Origin of the sequence: Burkholderia sp. ZZQ-2 (assembly GCF_050768715.1) — a bacterium.
Taxonomy (GTDB): Bacteria; Pseudomonadota; Gammaproteobacteria; order Burkholderiales; family Burkholderiaceae; genus Burkholderia; species Burkholderia cepacia.
The window spans coordinates 1-23,323 of record NZ_LDVA01000330.1; the positions used below are offsets into that span (position 1 = coordinate 1).

Annotated in this window: 20 protein-coding genes; 11 read left to right on the top strand and 9 right to left on the bottom strand. The window is 63.8% G+C overall.

The genetic code is table 11. The features are described 5' to 3' along the window. The 7 genes from ABY44_RS30785 to ABY44_RS30815 form a co-directional block, all read left to right on the top strand. Nucleotides 1-1,086: hypothetical protein (locus ABY44_RS30785; RefSeq protein WP_431643074.1), on the top strand; the 1,086-nt coding region annotated here is incomplete at its 5' end. 194 nt (nt 1,087-1,280) lie between these two features. After that, nucleotides 1,281-1,859 (top strand): YqgE/AlgH family protein, encoded by a 579-nt coding sequence (locus ABY44_RS30790; RefSeq protein WP_027788202.1) that lies wholly within the window; start codon nt 1,281-1,283, stop codon nt 1,857-1,859. Next, entirely contained in the window at nt 1,856-2,305 is a 450-nt protein-coding gene (ruvX, locus tag ABY44_RS30795; protein WP_027788201.1) for a Holliday junction resolvase RuvX, read from the top strand. The genes ABY44_RS30790 and ruvX overlap by 4 nt, the downstream gene beginning before the upstream one ends. Further along, nucleotides 2,292-2,804 carry a bifunctional pyr operon transcriptional regulator/uracil phosphoribosyltransferase PyrR gene (gene pyrR / locus ABY44_RS30800; RefSeq protein WP_059695976.1) on the top strand — a complete coding sequence of 171 codons (513 nt, stop codon included), beginning with the start codon at nt 2,292-2,294 and terminating at the stop codon, nt 2,802-2,804. The genes ruvX and pyrR overlap by 14 nt, the downstream gene beginning before the upstream one ends. 73 nt (nt 2,805-2,877) lie before the next feature. Continuing rightward, entirely contained in the window at nt 2,878-3,909 is a 1,032-nt protein-coding gene (locus tag ABY44_RS30805; protein ID WP_006476735.1) for an aspartate carbamoyltransferase catalytic subunit, read from the top strand. A gap of 61 nt (nt 3,910-3,970) precedes the next feature. Continuing rightward, a complete protein-coding gene (locus ABY44_RS30810; protein WP_431643077.1) occupies nt 3,971-5,260 on the top strand; it encodes a dihydroorotase in 1,290 nt (429 codons plus the stop codon). 19 nt (nt 5,261-5,279) lie between these two features. After that, nucleotides 5,280-6,137, top strand: a complete 858-nt coding sequence (locus ABY44_RS30815) for a lysophospholipid acyltransferase family protein (protein ID WP_059695972.1) — start codon at nt 5,280-5,282, stop codon at nt 6,135-6,137. A gap of 45 nt (nt 6,138-6,182) precedes the next feature. Here the strand turns inward: ABY44_RS30815 and ABY44_RS30820 are convergent, their stop codons facing one another. Next, on the bottom strand, nt 6,183-7,022 hold the full coding sequence (locus tag ABY44_RS30820; RefSeq protein ID WP_060084000.1) for a symmetrical bis(5'-nucleosyl)-tetraphosphatase: 840 nt from the start codon (nt 7,020-7,022) through the stop codon (nt 6,183-6,185). A 340-nt stretch (nt 7,023-7,362) separates the two neighbouring features. Here ABY44_RS30820 and rfbB point away from each other — a divergent pair, with 340 nt between their 5' ends. The 4 genes from rfbB to rfbD are packed head-to-tail and all read left to right on the top strand — an operon-like array spanning nt 7,363 to nt 10,757. Beyond that, a complete protein-coding gene (gene rfbB / locus ABY44_RS30825; protein WP_060206475.1) occupies nt 7,363-8,424 on the top strand; it encodes a dTDP-glucose 4,6-dehydratase in 1,062 nt (353 codons plus the stop codon). Between the two features lie 11 nt (nt 8,425-8,435). Continuing rightward, on the top strand, nt 8,436-9,329 hold the full coding sequence (gene rfbA / locus ABY44_RS30830; protein ID WP_027788194.1) for a glucose-1-phosphate thymidylyltransferase RfbA: 894 nt from the start codon (nt 8,436-8,438) through the stop codon (nt 9,327-9,329). Continuing rightward, nucleotides 9,314-9,865, top strand: coding sequence for a dTDP-4-dehydrorhamnose 3,5-epimerase (rfbC, locus tag ABY44_RS30835; RefSeq protein ID WP_027788193.1), 552 nt, complete (start codon nt 9,314-9,316; stop codon nt 9,863-9,865). Before rfbA ends, rfbC begins: the two co-directional genes overlap by 16 nt. Nucleotides 9,866-9,872: 7 nt before the next feature. Next, nucleotides 9,873-10,757, top strand: coding sequence for a dTDP-4-dehydrorhamnose reductase (gene rfbD, locus ABY44_RS30840; protein ID WP_027788192.1), 885 nt, complete (start codon nt 9,873-9,875; stop codon nt 10,755-10,757). Nucleotides 10,758-10,922: 165 nt separating this feature from the next. On the opposite strand, the gene ABY44_RS30845 is transcribed toward rfbD, so the two are convergent. The 8 genes from ABY44_RS30845 to ABY44_RS30880 form a co-directional block, all read right to left on the bottom strand. After that, on the bottom strand, nt 10,923-12,041 hold the full coding sequence (locus ABY44_RS30845) for a glycosyl transferase (RefSeq protein WP_027788191.1): 1,119 nt from the start codon (nt 12,039-12,041) through the stop codon (nt 10,923-10,925). Then, nucleotides 12,032-13,132, bottom strand: coding sequence for a non-hydrolyzing UDP-N-acetylglucosamine 2-epimerase (gene wecB / locus ABY44_RS30850; protein ID WP_431643078.1), 1,101 nt, complete (start codon nt 13,130-13,132; stop codon nt 12,032-12,034). Before wecB ends, ABY44_RS30845 begins: the two co-directional genes overlap by 10 nt. 14 nt (nt 13,133-13,146) lie before the next feature. Further along, nucleotides 13,147-16,824 (bottom strand): polysaccharide pyruvyl transferase family protein, encoded by a 3,678-nt coding sequence (locus ABY44_RS30855; protein ID WP_431643080.1) that lies wholly within the window; start codon nt 16,822-16,824, stop codon nt 13,147-13,149. Next, nucleotides 16,821-18,128: an ABC transporter ATP-binding protein gene (locus ABY44_RS30860; RefSeq protein ID WP_059695960.1), complete on the bottom strand. Its 1,308-nt coding sequence runs from the start codon at nt 18,126-18,128 to the stop codon at nt 16,821-16,823. Before ABY44_RS30860 ends, ABY44_RS30855 begins: the two co-directional genes overlap by 4 nt. A 132-nt stretch (nt 18,129-18,260) precedes the next feature. Then, on the bottom strand, nt 18,261-19,499 hold the full coding sequence (locus ABY44_RS30865) for a glycosyltransferase family 4 protein (RefSeq protein WP_059695957.1): 1,239 nt from the start codon (nt 19,497-19,499) through the stop codon (nt 18,261-18,263). A 1-nt stretch (nt 19,500) separates the two neighbouring features. Continuing rightward, nucleotides 19,501-20,109: an acyltransferase gene (locus tag ABY44_RS30870; protein WP_027788186.1), complete on the bottom strand. Its 609-nt coding sequence runs from the start codon at nt 20,107-20,109 to the stop codon at nt 19,501-19,503. Nucleotides 20,110-20,225: 116 nt separating this feature from the next. Next, nucleotides 20,226-21,653: a mannose-1-phosphate guanylyltransferase/mannose-6-phosphate isomerase gene (locus tag ABY44_RS30875; protein ID WP_059695955.1), complete on the bottom strand. Its 1,428-nt coding sequence runs from the start codon at nt 21,651-21,653 to the stop codon at nt 20,226-20,228. 117 nt (nt 21,654-21,770) lie between these two features. Next, nucleotides 21,771-22,598 carry an ABC transporter permease gene (locus tag ABY44_RS30880; RefSeq protein ID WP_027788184.1) on the bottom strand — a complete coding sequence of 276 codons (828 nt, stop codon included), beginning with the start codon at nt 22,596-22,598 and terminating at the stop codon, nt 21,771-21,773. Nucleotides 22,599-23,323: the final 725 nt, after the last annotated feature.

Below are 23,323 nucleotides of genomic sequence, written 5' to 3' on the forward strand. Positions count from 1 at the left end.
CCGCTCGTCTCCGTCGAGCCGACTTCGGCCGGCTGGCGGGCCGCGCTGCGCGATTTCCGCGCGGCCGTCGGCCGCCACAACCTGCGCGAGCTCGCCTGCTCGCCCGTTCTCTTCGAGCATTTCCGTGCCTTGCGCGCGCAAAGCGCCGCCGACCTGCGCGCGAGCGCGCCGCTCGACGCGCTCGCGCTCGTCGGCCGTGCGGTGCCGCCGGCCACGCTGCGCGCGTTGCCCGATGCGTTTGCGACCCGGATTCGTGCCCGCTACGAACAGGCGCTGCTTGGCGTGCTGCGCGCGGGACACGGCGCGCCTGATGCGGCACTCGCCGAACTCGACGCGATGCTGGCCGTGCTGGCGAGCGACGATCCCTACGATTTCTGGCGGCTCGCGGCCGCGTGCGTGCGCGCGCTGCGCGCCAGCGGCGCGCCGGAGCTGAAGCGCTTTCTCGCGCGGACGAATTTGCTGCTCGGCGAGCACGCGCAGGGCCGGCGCAGTGCGCCGCCGGAACTCGTGCGCGAGACGGTGGCGCTGCTGTGGCGCGATTTCGCGCTGTTCGGCGCCGCAGCCGAGGATGTCGCACTCGTCGACGTACTGCACGACTACGGGCTGACGGTCGACTGGCACGTCGCCGGTACGCCCGCATCGGAGGCGCTGTGGGAGGCCGATGCCGCCCGGGCCGAGCACGATGCGGTTGCCGCCGCGCCGACCCGCGCGCTTGGCGTCGTGACGGTCAATGCGCATGCCTATGAGGATTTCCTGCAGACGGCCGATGCGTCCATGGCCGACCTCGCTGCCGATCCGGCCGCGGCCGACGCGGGGGCCGCATGGCACGCGTCCGGCGCTGCCTACCGGGTCGGTACGGCCGCATGCGCGCTCGGGCTCGGCCATGCGGCGCTCCTGGCCGACACGCTGGGCCTGGCGTGGCGGCGTGCGGCGCACGGCGTGCCGCTCGCCGACGGCGGCCTCGATGCGCACGGCCACGCGTCCGACATGCTTCGCGCGGCGCTGCTGAAGATCGCCGCCGGCGTGGCGCCGCCGGACCTCACCGCGGCGTCCGGCGCGCTCGGCGCGGCGCTCGGCCGGGCCTGACGAACAGGGGGGCGAGCAAGGGGACGAACACGCGGCGGCGGCCCTTGCCGCGCGGGCCTGCAACACGCTGCCGACAGCGCCCGCGCGCGTGTTAGAGTGCCGTGTGATCCGCGCGCGCCGTTGCCAGCGCGGCGCGGCGTTGCTTGTTGATCGCGGCCCGGTCAGGCCGCGGCGTCTTTGCTAAAATTCAAACCATGTCAAAGCCTTCCGATCGCATCAATCTCACCAACCAGTTCCTGATCGCCATGCCGAACATGGCGGATCCGACGTTTTCAGGAACGGTGGTCTATCTTTGCGATCACAGCGAGCGCGGTGCGCTCGGCCTCGTCATCAATCGTCCTACCGACATCGACCTCGAATCGCTGTTCAACCGCATCGACCTGAAGCTCGACATCGAGCCGCTGCTGCACATCCCGGTGTATTTCGGCGGCCCGGTCCAGACCGAGCGCGGTTTCGTGCTGCATGAACCGGTGGAGGGCGCGAGCTACAACTCGTCGATGTCCGTCGAGGGCGGGCTGGAGATGACCACGTCGAAGGACGTGCTCGAGGCGGTCGCGACGGGCAACGGCCCGAAACGCTTCCTGCTGACGCTCGGGCATGCGGGCTGGGGGGCCGGGCAGCTCGAGGAAGAAATTTCCCGCAACGGCTGGCTGACCGTGGCCGCCGATCCGCGCATCGTGTTCGACACGCCGGCCGAAGAGCGCTTCGAAGCCGCGCTCGGCCTGCTCGGCGTCAGTTCGTCGATGCTGTCCGGCGAAGCAGGGCACGCATGAGTGGCGCGAGCGCGCGCGATGCGACGCTGCTCGCGTTCGACTACGGCGAAAAACGTATCGGCGTCGCGATCGGCAATGCGCTGACGCGCTCGGCCCGTGCGCTCGTCGTGATCCAGAACCTGAACCGCGAACACCGCTTCAAGGCGGTCGGCGACCTGCTGGCCGAATGGCGGCCGGACGCGCTCGTCGTCGGCCTGCCGATGCATCCGGACGGCACGCCGCACGACATGACGCAGCAGGCGAAGCGCTTCGGCAACCAGCTGAACGGCCGCTTCGGGCTGCCCGTCACCTGGGTCGACGAGCGTTATTCGTCGGTCGAGGCCGAGGCCGGGCTGCGCGAGCGCAACGTGCGCGGCCGTGCCCGGGCCGAGATGCTCGATGCCGAAGCCGCGCGCGTCATCCTTCAACAGTATCTCGATCAATTGTCCGACCATGAGCACCATTGACGCCGAGGCGCTTTACCGCGTCCTGCTCGACCAGATCCGCGCCGCGTACGGCACGGCTTTCGCCGAACCGGGCGGCCCTCGGCTCGCCGGCATTCACAGCGGCGGCGCATGGCTCGCCGAGCGCCTCGCGCGCGATCTCGGCGCGCCGGCGTTCGGCGTCGTGAACGTCGCGCTGCACCGCGACGATTACGCGAAAAAGGGGCTGCACAGCCAGGCCAGCCCGACGTCGCTGCCGTTCGAAATCGACGGCGCGCGCATCGTGCTCGTCGACGACGTGTTGTATACCGGGCGCACCGTGCGCGCGGCGCTCAACGAGCTGTTCGACTACGGCCGTCCGGCCGCGGTCGAGCTCGCGGTGCTCGCCGATCGCGGCGGCCGCGAGCTGCCGGTCGCCGCGCGCTTCGCGGGCGGCACGCTGGACGTGCCGGCCGGCGCGACGCTCGTGCTCGCGCGCGACGACGCGCAGTTCACGCTGCGCGTCGAGGCGCACGGCGCCTGAACGGCACGCGAACCGTATCCCGGGCCGCTGGTTTGCACCGCGGCCCGTTTGCATAGTTGGAATCACGCACACCATGACCACCGACACCACTGGCCGCACCGGCAATCCCGCTGCGGCCGCGAGCCCCGACCGGTTCCGCTACGGCTTCCTGAAGGGCAATCCGCAGCTCACGAAAAACGGCGAGCTGAAGCACCTGCTGTCGATCGAGGGCCTGCCGCGCTCGATCGTCAATCACATCCTCGATACGGCCGAGCAGTTCGTCAGCGTGACGGACCGTGAAGTGAAGAAGGTGCCGCTGCTGCGCGGCAAGTCCGTGTTCAACCTGTTCTTCGAGAACTCGACGCGTACCCGCACGACCTTCGAGATCGCCGCGACGCGCCTGTCGGCCGACGTGCTGAACCTGAACATCAATGCGTCGTCGACGAGCAAGGGCGAATCGCTGCTCGACACGATCAACAACCTGTCGGCGATGCATGCCGACCTGTTCGTCGTCCGTCACGCGTCGAGCGGCGCGCCGTACCTGATCGCCGAGCACTGCGCACCGCACGTGCACGTGATCAACGCGGGCGACGGCCGTCATGCGCACCCGACGCAGGGCCTGCTCGACATGTACACGATCCGTCACTACAAGCGCGACTTCACGAAGCTGCGCGTGGCGATCGTCGGCGACATCCTGCATTCGCGCGTCGCCCGCTCCGACATCCACGCGCTCACCACGCTCGGCGTGCCGGAAGTGCGCGCGATCGGCCCGCGCACGCTGCTGCCGGGCGGCCTCGAGCAGATGGGCGTGAAGGTGTTCCACAACCTCGACGAAGGGCTGAAGGGCGTCGACGTGATCATCATGCTGCGCCTGCAGAACGAGCGGATGAGCGGCGCGCTGCTGCCGTCGGCGCAGGAGTACTTCAAGACCTGGGGCCTGACGCCCGAGCGCCTCGCGCTCGCCGCGCCCGACGCGATCGTGATGCACCCCGGCCCGATGAACCGCGGCGTCGAGATCGACTCGCAGGTCGCCGACGGCCCGCAGTCGGTGATCCTCAACCAGGTCACGTTCGGCATCGCCGTGCGGATGGCGGTGATGGGCATCGTCGCCGGCAACAGCGACTGAGCCCGCTTTCGCACATCCTGATCCAGGCACTCAACGCAATCAACGCATTCACAGACAGCGCATGAAGATTCATATCAAAGGCGGCACGCTGATCGACCCGGTCGCCGGCACCGACCGGCAGGCCGACGTTTTCGTCGCGGACGGCAAGGTCGCCGCGATTGCCGACGCTGGCACCACCGCGCCGGCCGGTTTCAACGCCGAGAAGACCATCGACGCATCGGGCCTGATCGTCGCGCCCGGCCTCGTCGACCTGTGCGCGCGGCTGCGCGAGCCGGGCTACGAGCACAAGGCGACGCTCGCGTCCGAGATGGCCGCGGCCGTCGCGGGCGGCGTCACGACCCTCGTCTGCCCGCCGGATACCGACCCCGTGCTCGACGAGCCGGGCCTCGTCGAGATGCTCAAGTTCCGCGCACGCAACCTCCACCAGGCGAACGTGCATCCGCTCGGCGCACTGACGGTCGGCCTCAAGGGTGAAGTGATCACCGAGATGGTCGCGCTGACCGAGTCCGGCTGCGTCGGCTTCACGCATGCCAACGTGCCGGTGCGCGACACGCAGGTGCTGCTGCGTGCGCTGCAGTACGCGAGCACCTACGGCTACACGACGTGGCTGCGCCCGCAGGACGCATTCATCGGCCGTGGCGGCGTTGCCGCGAGCGGCGCGCTTGCGTCGCGGCTCGGGCTGTCCGGCGTGCCGGTCGCGGCCGAGACGATCGCGCTGCACACGATCTTCGAACTGATGCGCGTGACGGGCGCACGCGTGCACCTCGCGCGGCTGTCGTCGGCGGCCGGCCTCGCACTCGTGCGCGCGGCGAAAGCCGAGGGGCTGCCCGTGACGTGCGACGTCGGCGTGAATCACGTGCACCTGATCGATGTCGACATCGGCTACTTCGATTCGCAGTTCCGGCTCGATCCGCCGCTGCGCAGCGAGCGCGATCGCGAAGCGATTCGCGTGGCGCTCGCCGACGGGACGATCGACGCGATCTGCTCCGACCACACGCCGGTCGACGACGACGAGAAGCTGCTGCCGTTCGGCGAAGCGACGCCGGGCGCGACGGGGCTCGAGCTGCTGCTGTCGCTGACGCTGAAGTGGGCGGATGAAACGCGTACGCCGCTCGCGCAGGCGCTGCGCCGCATCACGTCCGCGCCGGCCGACGTGCTGCAGCTGCCGGCCGGCCGCCTCGCCGAAGGCGGCGCGGCCGACCTGTGCGTGTTCGACCCGCGCGCGCACTGGCGCGTCGAGCCGCGTGCGCTGAAGAGCCAGGGCCACAACTCGCCGTTCCTCGGCTACGAACTGCCCGCCTGCGTGCGCACGACGCTCGTCGCCGGACAGATCGCGTTCGAGCGCCCCTGAACCACGCCGGACCTTCGCCATGATTGCCCTTCGCAAGCTGCGTCTCGTCTTTCACCTGTTGCGCGGCATGGCGATCGTCGCGCTGCGTTTTTCGCACGTCACGCCCGCGCGGCGTGCCGAGATGACGCGCCGCTGGTCGCTCAAGCTGCTGCGGATCTGCGGGATGCGCCTCGTCGTCCACAACGACGGCGCGCGGCTTGACGCGAGCGCGCTCGTGGTCGGCAATCACGTGTCCTGGCTCGACATCTACACGATCAACGCGTGGCGGCCGACGCCGTTCGTGTCGAAGGCCGAGGTGCGGCAATGGCCGGTCGTCGGCTGGCTCGCCGAGAAGCTCGACACGGTGTTCCTGCAGCGCGAGAAGCGCACCGAGGCGATGCGGGTCATGCACGAAATGGCCGAGCGCCTGCGCAACGGCGGGCTGATGTGCGTGTTTCCGGAAGGCACGACGACCGACGGGCAGGAGCTGCTGCCGTTTCATGCGAACCTGTTCCAGGCCGCGGTATCGGCGGGCTGCGCGGTGCAGCCGATCTGCCTGATGTACGAGGACGCGCAGCGGCGGCAGTCGGTCGCGCCGGCCTACACGGGCGAGCTGGCGCTCGGCAAGTCGCTCGACATGGTGTTGCGCGGTGGCCCGATCGTCGCGCATCTTTACGTGTGCGAGCCGATCGCGCCGGGCGGCGACCGGCGGGCGACGTCCGCCGCGGCGCGCGATGCGATCGCGGCCGCGCTCGCGACGCTGCAGGAGAAGGTCGGCAAGCCGTCGGCCGAGTCGCTCGCGGAACTGGCGAAGCATGCGTATCCGGCGACCGAGGTCGGCACCGGTGCGGCGCGCAACGAGGCGGCCGACGCACCCGTGCCGGGGCGAGAGGGCTGACGCGTTGGGGCCGACCCACCTCCGGCCCCGCGAATCAGTCTCTCGTCACTCTCCGCCCGGCGAGCGGCACGCTTCGCACTGCACCTGCGTGACCGTGCGCTGCGCCGGATCGGCCGTCAGCCGCACGGCCGACAGCTGGTTACCCCACACACATCCCGAATCGAGCGCGACGAGGTTCTCTCGCAGCATCAGGCCGAGCGCGGCCCAGTGCCCGAACACGACCGTGACGTCCTCCGTGCGGCGCCCCGGTACGTCGAACCACGGCAGGTAGCCGGGCGGCGCGCTGTCGGGGCCGCCGTTCGCCTTGAATTCCATCGCGCCGTCGGGCGTGCAGAAGCGCACGCGCGTGAATGCGTTGAACGCGACGCGCATCCGGTCGCGTTTCTTCAGATCCGGGCTCCATCGATTCGGCTCGTTGCCGTACAGCTGCTGCAGCGTGTCGCGCCAGTCGGGCGCGCGCAGCGCGCGCTGGAGTTCGTCGGCGAGTTCGAGCACCAGCGTGGTGTCCCACTGCGGCAGCACGCCCGCGTGCACGAGCAGCATTCCGTTTTCCGCATGCACGAACGGGCGATGGCGGACCCAGTCGAGCAGCGCGTCGGCGTCGGGGTCGTCGAGGATTTCGCCAATCGTGTCGCCCGGGCGCTCGGTGCGCAGGCCGGCGGAGACCGCAAGCAGGTGGAGGTCGTGATTGCCGAGCACGACGGTCGCGCGCGGGCCGAGGTCGACGAGCGCACGCAGCGCGGCGAGGGAGCCGGGGCCGCGATTGACGACGTCGCCGGCGATCCAGAGCGGGGTGTCGGCAGGCGGGGACAGCTTGTCGAGCAGCGACTGGAGAGCGGAATGACAGCCCTGGATGTCGCCGATTGCGATGGGGGTGCGGGTCATGAGAGGTAGGTTGTTACAAATCCTGACGCGGGTCGAAAAAGGATGCGATCGCTGCAACTCAACTGCGAGCGTATTCGGGGAATTTTAACGTATTGATTTGAATGAATATTTTTTCGGGGGAGGGTCCGGGGCGCTGTTTCAAGTTGTTAGCGACGTGGATTTTGACCCAACCCGCTTCTTATAATTGGTGGCCCCTCAACAAAATTAGCATTTCATGGTTTTGAGGGTTACGGTCAGCAGTTAGAATGCCCGCCTTGGGGGGACGTGCACGTCATCGTCGCGTCCGGAGTTCGTGGCGGCTCGCGCTTGAGGCACGCCATGCATGACTAGAGGGAGCCTCATGATTCTGGTGACGGGCGGCGCGGGTTTTATCGGCGCCAATTTCGTAATCGACTGGCTTAGTCAATCCGACGAGGCCGTGCTCAATGTCGATAAATTGACCTATGCAGGCAACCTTCGCACGCTGCAATCGCTGAACGGAAGCCCGAAGCACGTATTCGCCCGCGTGGACATCTGCGACCGCGCGGCACTCGACGCGCTGTTGGCCGAGCACCGGCCGCGCGCGATCCTGCATTTCGCGGCGGAAAGTCACGTCGATCGCTCGATTCACGGTCCGGCCGAGTTCGTTCAGACCAACGTCGTCGGCACCTTCACGCTGCTCGAGGCCGCGCGCCAGTACTGGAGCGCGTTACCCGACGCGGAGCAGGCCGGCTTCCGGTTCCTGCACGTGTCGACCGACGAAGTGTTCGGTTCGCTGTCCGCGACGGATCCGCAGTTCTCTGAAACGACACCGTACGCGCCCAACAGCCCGTACTCGGCGACGAAGGCGGGCTCCGATCACCTGGTGCGTGCGTATCACCATACGTATGGCCTGCCGACGCTCACGACCAACTGCTCGAACAACTACGGCCCGTACCAGTTCCCCGAAAAGCTGATTCCGCTGATGATTGCGAATGCACTCGCGGGCAAGCCGTTGCCGGTCTACGGCGATGGCCAGAACGTGCGCGACTGGCTGTATGTCGGCGATCACTGCAGCGCGATTCGCGAAGTGCTCGCACGCGGCACGCCGGGCGAGACCTACAACGTCGGCGGCTGGAACGAAATGACGAACCTCGACGTCGTGCATACGCTGTGCGATCTGCTCGACGATGCCCGACCCAGGGCACAAGGCACGTATCGCGACCAGATTACGTACGTGAAGGATCGTCCGGGGCACGATCGCCGTTACGCGATCGATGCGCGCAAGCTCGAGCGCGAACTCGGCTGGAAGCCGGCCGAGACGTTCGCAACCGGCCTCGCGAAGACGGTCTCCTGGTATCTCGACAACCAGGCGTGGTCGGACGAGGTGGCTTCGGGCGAATACCGCAAGTGGGTCGAGACCAATTACGCAGCACGCGTTTGACAGGAGAGACGATGGCACGCAAGGGCATCATTCTCGCCGGCGGTTCAGGCACACGGCTCTATCCGATCACGCATGCAGTATCGAAGCAGCTGCTGCCGGTGTACGACAAGCCGATGATCTACTATCCGCTGTCGACGCTGATGATTGCAGGCATCCGGGACGTGCTGATCATCTCGACACCGCAGGACACTCCGCGCTTCGAGTCGATGCTCGGCGACGGCAGCCAGTGGGGGATGAATATCCGGTATGCGACGCAGCCGTCGCCGGACGGGCTCGCGCAAGCGTTCGTCATCGGCCGGGACTTCGTTGGCAACGAGCCGTCGGCGCTCATCCTCGGCGACAACATTTTCTACGGGCACGATCTCGCGAAGCAGCTCGAGCGGGCCAGCGCGAAGGATACGGGCGCGACCGTATTTGCGTATCACGTTCAGGACCCCGAGCGGTATGGCGTGGTCGAGTTCGACCGCGAATTCCGCGCGATATCGATTGAAGAGAAGCCGGCAAAGCCGCGTTCGAGCTATGCGGTCACGGGGCTGTATTTCTACGACAGGCAGGTTTGCGACATTGCAGCCGACATCAAGCCGTCGGCGCGCGGCGAGCTCGAGATCACCGATGTCAATTCGCGCTACCTGGCGGCGGGCCAACTCGACGTCGAGCTCATGGGGCGCGGTTATGCGTGGCTCGATACGGGTACGCACGATTCCTTGATCGAGGCGGCGACGTTCATCGCGACGCTGCAGAAGCGTCAGGGGCTCATGGTTGCGTGCCCCGAAGAGATCGCGTACCGCCGCAACTGGATCGACGCGGAGCAGGTGCTGAAACTGGCACAGCCGCTCGCGAAGAACGCCTACGGGCTGTATCTCCGGAACCTACTCACCCATCAGGTCGCATGGCAATCCACGTAACGTCAACGGCACTGCCCGAAGTCAAGCTTATCGAGCCGAAGGTATTCGGAGACGCGCGCGGGTATTTCTACGAGAGCTTCAACGCGCGCGAGTTTGCGGAGCACGTCGCTCCGGGTATCGAGTTCGTGCAGGACAATCACTCGCGATCCGCAAAAGGCGTGCTGCGCGGGCTGCACTACCAGATCGAACACACGCAGGGCAAGCTGGTGCGCGTGGTTGAGGGCGAGGTGTTCGACGTCGCAGTCGATGTGCGCCGCAGTTCGCCCAATTTCGGCAAGTGGGTCGGCGTGACGCTGTCCGCCGACAACCATCGGCAGCTTTGGGTTCCGCCGGGGTTCGCGCATGGCTTCCTTGTGGTGTCCGAGTCTGCTCAGTTTCTCTACAAGACGACCGATTATTGGTTTCCCGAGCACGAGCGCAGCATTGTCTGGAACGATCCGGACATCGGGATCGCGTGGCCGCTGGATGGCGAGCCGCTGCTGGCCGTCAAGGATGCCGCGGGCATGCGGTTGATGGACGCTGATCTTTTTGAGTGAGGTCGTGATGAATTCCGAGTCGACGATCCTCGTAACCGGTGTCACGGGTCAGGTAGGCTTTGAGCTGCTGCGCTCGCTGCAGGGGCTCGGCCGTGTGGTGGAGTGCGACCGCTCGATGCTCGATCTGTCTGATCTCGACCGGATCCGTGCTGTCGTGCGGGCGTTGCAGCCGGCCTTCATCGTGAATCCGGCTGCCTATACGGCCGTTGACAATGCCGAGGACGACGTCGATGCGGCAAGACGCATAAATGCCGATGTGCCGCGGGTCCTGGCGGAAGAGGCTGCGCGCAGCGGTGCGGTGCTGATTCACTACTCGACCGATTACGTGTTCGACGGAGCCAAGGCGGGCGCGTATACCGAGACCGATGCAGTGAATCCGCTGAACGTGTATGGGATGACCAAGCTTGAGGGCGAGCGTGCGATCGAGAACGCAGGGTGCGCGTACCTGACCTTGCGAACCAGCTGGGTATACGGGCGACGTGGCAGGAATTTCTTGCGCACGATGCTCAAGCTGGGCGCGGAGCGACCCGAATTGCGTGTGGTTGCCGACCAGGTCGGCGCGCCGACCTGGTCGAAAACAATTGCAGCCGCGACTGCGCACATCCTCTCCAAAGGGCTGGCGGCCCATGATGAGGCCTGGTGGCAGGCGCGCTCCGGAACCTATCATCTGAGTGCGGCCGGCGAGACGTCCTGGCACGGTTTCGCCAAGGCGATTCTCGGCATCGCGATGGGGGATGACGCACCCGCTGTGGTGCCGATTTCCGCGAGCGAGTTTCCGGTGCGCGCACGTCGCCCGGCGAATTCGCGCTTGTCCCACGGCAAACTCGCCGAGACGTTCGGCTTGCACCTGCCCGATTGGGAATACGCGCTGGGCCTCTGCATGGCCGACTGAAAGGGATCGCCGGTGGTCGGACCCCTGCATCGCCAGGTATTGACCGGGCGCGTCAGGGTAACGGGCAGTCGAGCAAGCGGCGGATCCCGTCACCGAGTTTTATCGTCTTGTCAGCCTTGCGTGCCGAAGCGAACCGCGATCGAGCGGGGATAGAACGATAGAACACTAGCCGAGAATGCCAGTTGCCGCGAAACGGGCGGCCCAGCTGTTTGCGCTCCGGATCCGCGATACCTCGTCGTGCGTCGTCCGGTATTCGAGTGCCTCGACAACGATTGAAGACAGGTTCTCGGATCCGCTCGAGAGGAATGTACCGGGTTCGTCGCACCGTGTTGCCATTTCTCCGAAGGGGGTCGAGATGACCGGTAATCCGAGCGCTCTGTACTCGTAATACTTGATCGGATCGACACCGTCCGTGAGCGGGTTGCGCAGGAACGGAATCAGGCCGACGTCGAAGTCCGACATCGCGGCGAGAGCGGCGGCGTGTTTCAGCGGCGGAAGAATCTGCACGTTCTCGGGCAGCGCGATTTGCGGGGGATGGAATAACGGCCCGATCAATCGAATCGTGTCCGCGGGGCGGCATTGCGCAAGCGCAGCGAGCCATTGCCAGTCGAACCAAGGCCCCATGGTGCCCAAGTAACCCAGTACATGCGGCCCGGCATGATCCGACGTCTTTTCGCGGAACGCCGGAAGGACGGCTGGATCGAGCCCGTTGTGGACCAGCCTGGCGTCAGGCCGAATACTGCTCCAGCTCGAGCGCAAGCCCGACGACGATACGAAAACCGTGTCGACCTCGCGCGCGACAGCGAGTTCGGTGCGTTTCATCGCCGAGCGCGAAACGCCTCGATAGAACGACGGGAAGTCGTCCATCCTGTCGTAGAGCGACCGGGCGGGACGAGCCGCTCGTAACAAGTCGAGCGCGAGCCCGGACGGCTTCCCGACCGCGAGAAGCGTGTTGCGCTCGGCGCAGAATTGCACGACGCGACGCGTGATGTCACGCCATCCGAATCGATTGATTGCGGTGCCGAGGGGCAGTGGCTCAAGCGGAAGGCTGCGGATGCGGACGACGTCGAGCCAAGGCGGCGCGGCGGTATGCGCGTCGGACTTGCCTTCGCCGGATGGACGGCGCAAGTCTTGAAGCATGGGCAGGCGGGTTGGATACGGATCGATCCAGAGCACACGGCCATGGGTTTCTTGATGAAACCACTCGACGAACTTGTGAGGTCGCTGTGCAAAGCTGCTCCATGGCACCGGCGACAGATAGACGAGTTGTTCGATCACACGCATTGTTCCCGGATGACGTCGAAAATCCGCTGGGCTGCCTTTCCGTCACCGTAGGGCGAGACGCCGCGTGCAACCTTGCCGTATTCGTCGGCGTTGTCGAGCATCAGTTGGACCGCATTGACGATCGTATCGGTTTGAGTGCCGACGAGCCTGACGACACCGGCTTCGACAGCTTCCGGGCGCTCGGTCTCGTCGCGCAACACCAGGACCGGTTTGCCCAGAGCTGGCGCTTCTTCCTGCACGCCGCCCGAGTCGCTGAGGATGAGGTACGAGCGCTGCATGGCGGCGACGAACGGCACATAGTCGAGCGGCGGGCAGAGTCGGATCCGGGCGTGGTGCGACAGCAGTTCGCGCGTCGTACGCTGGACGTGCGGATTGGGATGTACGGGAAACAGCACCTCGATGTCGTCGTTGGCGTCGACAATCTGGCGAATGGCATGGCAGATCCGTTCGAGCGGGGCGCCGAAATTCTCCCGGCGATGCGCGGTGACCAGAATCAGCCGTTTCGTGTCGTCGATATCGACGCCGCAGGACGGATGTGTCTGCAAGACAGTGTGAAGCGCGTCGATGACGGTGTTTCCGGTCACCCAGATCTGGTCGCTGGGGATGTTTTCATGCAAGAGGTTGTCGCGCGAACTCGCTGTCGGCGCGAAATGCAGCCTTGCGAGGCGCCCCGCGAAAACGCGGTTCATCTCTTCAGGAAACGGATTGCCGAGATCGCGGGTACGCAGGCCCGCTTCAATATGACCGAACGGTATATGCCGATAGAAGCATGCAAGCGCCGTGGCCATGACCGTCGTGGTGTCGCCTTGTCCCAGTACGAGATCGGGACGCTTGTCCACGAGCACGGCATCGATACCGTCAAGCAGACGCGACGTCAGGCTGGCAAGCCCCTGATTCGGACGCATGATGTCGAGATCGACATCCGGTTTGATATCGAAACAGGTCAGGATCTGGTCGAGCAGATCGCGGTGTTGCGCGGTCGCGAGCACGTGCACCTTGAATCCCGGATCTGCTCGCAAACGCAGGATGACCGGCGCCATCTTGATGGCCTCCGGTCGCGTACCTACGACGCACAGTATGGTTCTAGACATGCTGTCGCTACGAATCAATCGATGTAGTCCAGATAGAAATGCGAGTAATCGCGCCACTTCTCCTTGAAGTAGTTCGCGTTGCGAAGGAATAGCTTGCGATAGGCCTCGCTGCCGCTGTCGGCGCCGGTCGTTTGATGGGGCTGATGGCGGATTCCGGACAAATCCCGGTAAGTGACCTTCATTCCGAGTGCCTTGACCTGGAAGCACAGGTCCGTATCTTCAAAGCAGGTCGGGTCATAGAAGGTATCGAATCCTTGCGTCGCATCGAACGTGCGCCGACGCATGAAGAAGCCGCTGGTGCCGAGGAAGCCGATGTCGGCACGATAGCCGTCGCGGATTGCCGCCGCGTTCATCGCCCGATTCGGACAATAGTCGGCGATCATGCCGCCGAGATCGGTGCGCGTGGCGTCGAACCAGCCTGCATTCCATCCGATGACACCGACGCTCGCGTCGTTTTCCAGGACGTGCAGCGCTTCCTCGAAACCCGACGCGCCCACAAACCACTGATCGCTGTCGAAGAAGACGATGTACTTGCCCGTGCTGTGCTGAACGCCGAGATTACGTCCCGACGAGCAGCCATTCTCCGGGTTGCGGACCAGCCTGACGTTGGGAAATTCGCGCTCGACGAGTTCTGCACCACCATCGGAACTTGCGTTGTCGACGACAATCACTTCCGCTATGTACGGCGCAGCATGCTGGAGCAGGGTTTGCAGGCAGCGTGCGATGATGCCCGCGTTGTTGTGAATCAGGATAACGACGCTGACGTCGTGCCGGGGCTGCGGCGGGCACAGCTGCTCGACGCGGCTGAGCCAACTGTTGCCCGCAACGAAGATGTCGTCGTTTTGTATGACGGGTTCTGCCGCAGCGAGTGCGCCGCATTGCGCCGCGAACGACGCAAGGTCCGTGCGAACGTGTAACAGCGGGGTGGCTGTCACGCCAAGTTCCATCGAACACACGACCGGCTTGCGCTGAAGCAGCGCTGCATAAATACCTGCGGTGGAGTCGGCGCTGCGCAGGCTCCGCGCGCCAAGCGGGAAGAACATGAAATCCGCATGGGCGATGTAGGCCGGCACTTCGCTCGTGTGCCGCATGCCAAGCATGACGACGTTATCCGGCAGGCCCGGCGTCAGTTGCCCGTCGGCGATCACGCAGAACGTGACGTTGACGTTGCGCTCCGCGGTTTCCTTGAGCCACTGGTAATCCACCGAGTCGAGTCCGTCGACCGAGTAGAACAGTGCGACGCTGCGGCGCTTGGACGGCATGTCGCCCGGACGGTTGTACTGCTTGTAGACGTCGAAGACCGTATGAACCGCGGCACCGGGCAGCAGCTCGATTTTTTCCCGGGCACGCTGCGGGATGGTGTCTGCAAGTGCCGGCATGCCGACGGTGCATCGATCGGCATCGACGGCGATTGACTCGAGGATGCGCATGGCCTGGCCATCGTGGCTCCAGTCCTGTGCGATGTCGAGGATTGTTTCGAGCCCGCGATTGCGCGCGAACTCGAAAAAGGGTGTGACCCGGGAGTCGGGCACGCCGATGATCAATTTCGCGCTTTCCGATACCTGACCGAAAATGTCCTCGATCTTCGTCGGATCGATATATTCGTGAATCAATCCGGGAATGCGGGGCGTGAGCGGCGCGGGCGTCGATCCCGTATCCGGAGGCGCGACCAGATAGACAACGCGATGGCCCGCGGCGAGCGCCGTCGTGGTCAGTTGTGCGTAGCGATGCCCGGAACCAGCCCAGTCGTACGCGTGAGCGGCGATGACGATGATTTCTTCGCGTTGCAGCTTGGCTGCTGCGCGGAACGAGAGGCGTTGATCTTCCGCAGTCGGCGTGCCGCTTGCCACTTCGATGGCGGCCTGCTGGATCTGCTGCTGTGCTTGCTGATACCGGTAATGGCGTCGTGCAGCAGACACGAGCGCGCGTACGCCGCCATTGCGCAGAATATAGGCGGCACGGCTCATGTAGGTGAGAGGGGCGGACATGTACCGGCGAAAAAGCATAGAGGATCCCGAAGTGGAGTGAATTGCGGCTGCGGCCACATTGGGTTGCGGGGGTGCTTCGGACTCGGCGTGACCCTGCTCGAATTGCCGGATCGTTGCCTTGAGGCTTGAAATTTTATCAGCTTGTTCCTCCGCCGCTTTTCGAGCGGAGTCCTTGAGCGTCGTCGTTTGCGCGGCATGCACTTGTGACGCGTGCTTGACGAACGCTTCCGCCGCGAGCAGTTTATGGTTCGCCAGTTCCAATCGGTTCTGAAGCTCGGCGACCTGTTCTTCCTGTTGCGCAAGCTGTGCGTCGCGGAAATGCAGCAAATCCACTGTTTTCCCGAGTTCCGTCTCAAGCTGGCCGACCCGTGCGTCTTTCTCGGCGAGTTGTGAATCGCGGTAGCGCAGCAGGTCGAGCGCCTTCTCGCTCATGCGAGCGGCGCCATTCTTTTGCCAGACGAGCTGCTCGAGCCATGTGCTCATCCAATCCAGCTGCTGGCTGCTCCAGCGGCGCGGGGCTCCGTCCGACGCGGCGCGAACGGCCGCAAAAGCGTGGTCCAGGACGGTTGAATGTACGCAGGCCGAAGCGTTTAGCGCATCGAGCTTTTCCTGCGCGATGATCCAGGGCGCGCCATCCGGGTGTGTCAGCCTGCGCACCGCGGCAGTGAAGTCTGCTGCGTCGTCGTTCAGTTGAAGGCGCAGCGATGCCGGAAGGCCCGCCATATCGTGCGCACGCGCCATCTTGACGTCATATTCCAGTGCCGCGACCGGGATCGATTTTCCGAGTGCGAGGATGCTTCCGTGCAGGCGCATCGAGAACGCGGCGTCGCACTCGCCGATAACCGCGAATGCCTCGTCGGGCGTGATCCCGTCAATGATGACACTTTCGATATGGGGCGACACCGCGAGCTTGAGGTGCTCGAGAAAGGATCGATCGGTGAGGCGCTCGTGGTCGCCGACGCTCCATTGGAAGCCGAGCCACACGATCGACCAGCTGTCGTCCAGCGCTTCATTCAACGCGGAGACGAGTTTTTCTTCCCAGTTCCGGTTGAACTCCCACGATCGGGCAATGACCGCCAGCTTCTTCTTTGTCCCCAACGGGGCGAGTGTGCCGGAAACGTCGACTTCGGCGGGCGGGCGGCTGACGAATGCCCAGCCCGGATCGGCGCCGACGGGAATGTCCCGACTTACGCCGATATCGTGCAGAAGCGCCTCGGAGTCCGTATCGCGCAGCGAAACGTGATCCACATGCGTGAACACGTCGCGCGTGATGTCGCGGCTGTCCGGGTTGACCAGCGGTCCGACGCCGTGTGCCCAGATGACCGTGCGGACCCCGAACTGCCGAGCCATGTAAAAAATCCGCGCATAGCCCGCGATATCGTTTTGGGTCGGGTCGTAAAGTGCCTCGACGTTGAACGGATGATGATCCTGAAAGATGCCGCCACCGCCGAATACCAGCAGATCGGCGTCGGACAGTGCGCGGCCGACGGCACCGAGATTGAAATAGTCGACGGCGGCGATGCCGTGGGCATGCGTCGTATATTCGGGGTTGATGCTCAGTGCGACGAGCTCGCCGCCGCGCTCCCGAACCTGGCGAGCGAGCAGGCCCAGCAACAATTCGTCGCCGACGTTGGGTGCGCCGTAATAGCCGACCGCGACGACCTTGATGCTGCGCGCTTGCATGGTGTCGTTCTCCGTCATCATTCGAACTCGAATACCGGACACGGCGCGAGCCACCCCGATCCACTGTTGTTTTCCGGAAGCACGTCGATGTGGCCACCATAGGGCAGGCGCGCGTGCCGCTTGTATTCGCCGGAGGCGATATCGCCTACGCCGACCGCCAGCACATAGCGGTTGCCGGAGAAGCTCGCGCGCATCTTCCAGGTGAACTGGTACGTTCCGGCGGACAGGGGCGGCAGCGCAATATTCATGTGCTGGGTGGTCGCGCTCCACAGCACGATATCGTCGATGCTTTTGATCTGAAGTCCGAAGCAAGGCTTCGGGTTCGGCTCGGACACGCTGATCGATACGACGACGCGGAACGCTTCATTGAACGAGAAGGTCGTGCGTTCCTTGCCGTTCGCATCCTCGATCTTCACGTCGAGAATCGACGTCCGGTCCGACATGGCCGTCATGGCATCGCTTACCGCCGAGCTGGCGGGGGAATCGGTGTCGGTGTGCTGTGTCGGCACCTCGATGTCGATCGCGCTCCCGCCTTCTTCGTCGACGAGGTCGTTCGCATAGAGCTTGACCACGTCGCGGCACGGGCCGTCCTTTACCAGCCGGCCCCGCTTCAGGTAGATGGCCCGGTCGCAGTACTCGACGAGGGTGTTGGTGGAGTGTGTTACCAGCAGGATCGTGACGCCTTCCTTCTGCATCTTCCGGATCCGCGTCAGGCATTTGGTCTGAAACGCGGTATCGCCGACCGCAAGTGCCTCGTCGACCACCAGGATATCGGGGGAGACGTGAATGGCTACCGCGAATGCGAGCCGGACGTACATGCCCGACGAGTAGGTCTTGACGGGCTGGTCGATGAATTCGCCGATGTCGGCGAACGCTTCGATTTCGTGAAAACGCGCGCGGATTTCTTCCGACGTGATGCCCATGATCCGTGCAGACAGCATCACGTTCTCGCGGCCGCTGAATTCCGGATTGAACCCGGCGCCGAGTTCCAGCAGTGCGGAGATCCGGCCGTTGACCGTGACCGAGCCGTCGCTCGGCGACAGCGTGCCGGCAATGATTTGCAGCAACGTCGACTTTCCGGAACCGTTTCTGCCAATGATTCCGATGGTCTCGCCCCGCCGGACGGGGAAAGAGACGTCGTGCAGCGCCCAGAAATCGCGACCGTATTGCCGGGAATTGCTCCCAGGGAGCTTGATGCGAGTCGCGAGCGAGTGCCGCAGCCGGTCCGCCGGTTTGTCGTAGATACGGAAGCACTTGGAAAGGTGCTCGACGTTGACGAGCAGCTGTTCCGTTTGGCTTGTAGGTTCAGGCTCGCGAGTTTGCATGAGAGGGAGCGAGTTAGCTTTCACGTGTTCAGCGCAGGCGGAAAAAAGACGATCGCACAGTAGGCTCAGGGGTCGGATGCTGACTTGCCTCGCGGCCACCACGGTGGCACGGCGAGGTCAGCATTCGTTCGGTTACCGCGAATGCATCAGCCTATTGTAGAGGTCCCGTTTGGTGCGAACGCACGCATCGAGATCATACTTGTCCTTCAGGAGCTGACGGGCGTTCGTGGACAGCGTCGCCAGCATCTCGCGATTCTGGGCGAGCTCGATGATCGAGTCGGCAAATTCAGCCGCCGTATCGCAAATGACGATATCCCGACGGTTGACGGCGCCCAGCCCCTCGCAGCCCTTTGCCGTGCTGAGAACGGGAATGCCGTTGCTCATCGCTTCCAGAATCTTGACGCGCACGCCGCCGCCTGAAAGCAGGGGAACAAACAGTAGATGTGCATCCGCCAGAATCGGGTCGAGCGACGGCACGAAGCCGTGAACGAAGATGTGTCGTCCGTCGTGCAGCGCCTTGAGATCGTCCGGCGGGTTGCCTCCAGTGAAATGGAGCTTGATGTTGTGCGTCTCGAGCTTGTCGCGTACCAGTGGGAGAATGTCGCGGACAAACCACGCAACACCTTCCGCATTCGGATACCACCAGAAGCCACCCATCCAGAGCAGGTTGACCTCGTTGGTCGGCTTCGCTCGGTAGTCGGTGTCCTTGATCGGGAAGCACAGCGGCAAATAGTGCTTCTCCACGGGCGCCTTCACGCGCTCCATGTCTTCGCGTGAAATGAACGTCATGGCGTCGAAGCGCCAGACGTTGTCGATTTCGACGCGTCGGGCGTTGCGGCGGCTGATCTCGGCGATGCGCGCGACCGCTGCTTTTTTCCAGCCTGTCAGCTGCGCGGGAATCCAGAACGGGAAGAGATCGGATTCGATGTTGTGACTGACCAGGACGGCCGGCAACGCCGGGAAGAACTTGCGGAAAAAGGCCAGATGACTGCTGTGCACCTCAAGCATGTCGATCTTCTTTTCCTTGACGATCCGGCGGGCACTGCGAATTGCCGCAGGGCTGAAGTAGCTCGCATCCATGAACGGAAGGCCATGGAAGCAGTGGACCAGTGAATGCCATGCTCGTCCGGGCGTACCCATGTCGGCAGGCATGGCAGCCCGCGGCTCCACGTGGACCGATTTGAAATGTCGTTCATATAGTGAACGATTTTCCTCGATCTTCTTTTTTTCCTCGTCTCCACCGATGGTGAACAGATGGAAATCATACTCGTCGACCAGCGGCGCGAGCGTATTCATCACGTAGATCGGGCCCCCCGCGCTGGCAGGAAGCGGCGGGGACAGCGTAAAAACGAGGATGCTCTTTTTCTGCATATTAGCCACGGGATTCGTCAAACACGTCGGTGTCGAAGAAAGGAGAAAAGTCGGTCAGATAGGCAATGTCGGGATTGCGTTGACCGATGATTTTTGCGGGCACACCACCGACCACGGTGAAATCCGGGACGTCTTTCGTGACGACCGCGCCGGCCGCGACGACTGCGCCTTTGCCGATCGTCACGCCTGGCAGGATAATGGCGCGCGCGCCCAGCCATGCGTGGTCGTGGATGGTCACGACGCCGCCGATCGACATGAAACCCGGGTGGTTGTGATCGTGATGCAGGCTGAGAAGGCAGCACTGGAACGAGATGTTGACGTTGTTTCCGATCTCGATGCCCGTGCGACCGTCCAGGTAGATCTCACGATTGAGCACGCAGTTGTCGCCGATGCGCACGTTGCAGCGTGTGTGGTACCCGGTGAAGAACTGCCGCATGCTGACGTGCGTTCGTTGGCCGATGACGATACCCAGCACGCGTCGATAGTAGAAGTTGCGGACTCTTTCAATCGGCATGCGCGCAATGAAGTTGTTGCCGATGTAGTACTTGAGCGCGGCCAGAAAAAAATACGTCGACGACGCTAGCAGGCGGGCCTTGATCCTGCTTTTCATGCGGCCTCGGAAGCTTGCATTGGTCATGATGTGAGGGAGCGGTTGATCAGACGGTTGCTGTCGTCGCGCGCCGGAAAGGACGACGACTGCAACCGCCTTTGCGCGATGGCAGAAGGCTAGCTTCGACCGTAGTTGTCGTCGAAGCGGACGATGTCGTCTTCGCCGAGGTAGTCGCCGCTCTGGACTTCGATCATCACGAGGTCGACGACGCCCGGATTGGTCAGACGGTGCTTGTGTCCGGCCGGGATATAGGTCGATTCATTGGTGCGCAGGTAAAACTCCTCGTCGTTGTTGACGACGAGGGCCATGCCGCTCACCACGATCCAGTGTTCGCTGCGATGATGATGCAACTGCAGGCTGAGGCTTGCGCCCGGTTTGACCTCGATTCGCTTGATCTTGAAGCGGGTGCTTTCTTCGAGAACCGTATACATGCCCCACGGACGGCCTACCGTTCGATGTACCCGGAAGGTTTCGTGGCCTTGCGACTTGAGGGCCGCGTAGACGTGCCGAACGTCTTGCGCGCGATTGCGATCGGCAATGAGGAGTGCGTCGGGGGTGTCGACGACCAGGAGGTCCTTGACGCCTACGGCGCCGACCAGCCGGTTGTCGCTACGGATGTAGCAATTGCTGACATCGTGGAGCAGCGCTTCGCCGTCCACACGATTGCCGTGGTCGTCCGGCTTCAACAGGTCGCCGAGCGCATTCCACGAACCGATGTCACTCCAGCCGATATCGCAGCGCACGACCTCAACCTTGTCGGAGCGCTCCATCAGCGCGTAGTCGATCGAAATATCGGGTGTGCGATTCAGCAGGTCACCGTTCAGTTCGACCAATGAAACGCCGCCGCCTTCCGACTGACGAGACTGCGCGATGCATGCACGCGTGGCTTCGAGCACGTCGGGGCAATGTTTTGCCATTTCCGCCAGCAGGAATGCGGCGGTAAAGCAGAACATGCCGGAGTTCCACAGGAACGATCCCGACTCGACGTATTGCCTGGCCACGTCCACCGTCGGCTTTTCCACGAATCGCTTGACCCGCGTGCCGTCTGCCTCGATGTATCCGTATGCGGTTTCCGCAAACGTCGGCGTGATGCCGAAGGTGACCAGCGCACCCTTGAGCGCCAAGGCGGCAGCTTCCTGGACGGCGGTCGCGAAGGCGGCATCGTCTGTCACGAGGTGGTCCGCGGGAAGCACCAGCAGGATTGCATTTTCGCCGAGCGTTGCGGCAACACGCAGCGCGGCGGCGGCGATCGCGACGGCCGTATTGCGGCCGAACGGCTCGAGGATGAACGACGTCGACAGATGCCCGGTATTGACGGTGCTGAATTCGTCGCTCGTCTTGAAGTACAACTCGCGATTCGTGACGGTCACGACTTCGGTGACGCCCGGAAGCTGGGCGCCGCGCTTGAATGCCTTTTGCAGCAGGCTCTCGCCATCTTCGAGGCGGATGAACGGCTTCGGATGGGATTCGCGCGAAACGGGCCACAGGCGAGAGCCTGCGCCGCCACACAGGATGGTGGGAACTATTTGGGGCTGCGTCGACATGTGCAGAATATCTCCGGTGATTGCTCTATCGCGTCATGATCCGATCGGTCGGCGATCTATCCGCGTGCACGGCAACTGCCACTGATGCAAGGCGGCAGGCGAGCGCGCTGGCATGGATTACAGGACGTCTGCGAATCCCTTTCGGGTCCGCTGGAACCACCAGAATCCGAACCACGCGAGAAGCAGCGATGCGATCATGCAGGTTAACCAGTTCGTCCAGTCGGGGGGGTGCCCGAAGATCAGCGTGTTGCGTCCCTCTTCGATGATGAACGTAAGGGGGTTGAGTTCGATCCACGATCGATACTGTGGCGGCAGATTCGACACGGGGTAGAAAACCGGCGACAGGAACATCAGCACTGACGTGATGACACCGGTAATCTGCGAAATGTCTCGAATGTAGACGCCCAAAGCCGACAGAAACCATGCGAGCCCCAGTGAGCCGACGATCAGCGGCAGCATGACGACGGGGAACAGGATGGCGGTCCAGGGCAGCGAGTGGATAAGGATGCACTCGGCGATGATCAGGACCAGCAGGCTGATCGCGCTGTGGAACAGCGCTGACGCGAGCGCGACCACCGGCAGTATCTCGAGCGGGAAAATAACCTTCTTGACGTAGTTGACGTTTGCAAGGATCAACGTCGGCGCCCGGTTGATGCACTCTGCCAGCAGGCTGTGGAGGATCAGGCCGACGAACAGGACGATCGCGAAGCTTGCCTTGTCGTCGCTCGTGGTACCCCACCGCGACTTGAAGATGACGGAGAAGAAGAAGGTGTAGACGACGAGCATCAGCACGGGATTGAAGAACGACCACGCAAGACCCATTGCTGACCCGCGATAGCGCCCGACGACCTCGCGTTGAGTCATTTGCAGAATCAGTCCGCGATTACGGTAAATGCTACGGGCGATCGCCATCGGCGATGCCGGGTGCTTCGAGTTCGGATTCATCAAGTTGCGTGTCGTTGCATTCGGATCGGTGATGGAGCCCCCAACCCCTCGCCCACGTGGCGCAGCCATTGTTGCGGGGTGTCGTGAGTCTGAAAAAGGCGGCAATCCAGTTGGCCGCGACGTTTCAATGTGCTCCCGACTTCAATCCTGAGCGATCGGGCAAACAAGGTGCCATCGCCCGCAACGTATTCTAATGCAGGCCATCCGTCCAGCCCTGGACTGAAGCGCTCTCTGCCTTGATTGGCGGCGCTTGGTGACGCTGGGTTGAGACCGGACCGGTACCGACTGACGACGGCTCGCCCATGGAAACCAAGCATGATCGCCGGAATGCCGATGACGCGCAATAGATGTTAATGTTTTCACATCTTTTAACAACTAGGCGTCCGGCGGGGGATTGACATGCTCAGGCCTCCTGGTGTTTATGAGATACGGCATTCGACGCCGCGAGAGAGGCGCGTCCTGGAAGGGGGCGTATCTCGTGCTGGAACCCGTCCGGCCGTGGCTCGCCCTGGTCGCCGATCAGGGCCGAACGCGTTGGGCCGGCACGGATCGAGGGCAGCGGCATTGCACGGCGTCCCGGGACGGGCGCGTCCGGCAAGGGTGCGAGCAGTTAGAATTGCACCCGTATCGCGAGCACGCGGCAGGCATTCCCTGCACGCCTGACAAATGAGTAAGCCCGCTGTCTCCCAGACGGGCCAGCCAACCCATCGCGCTTGCTGCAGTCA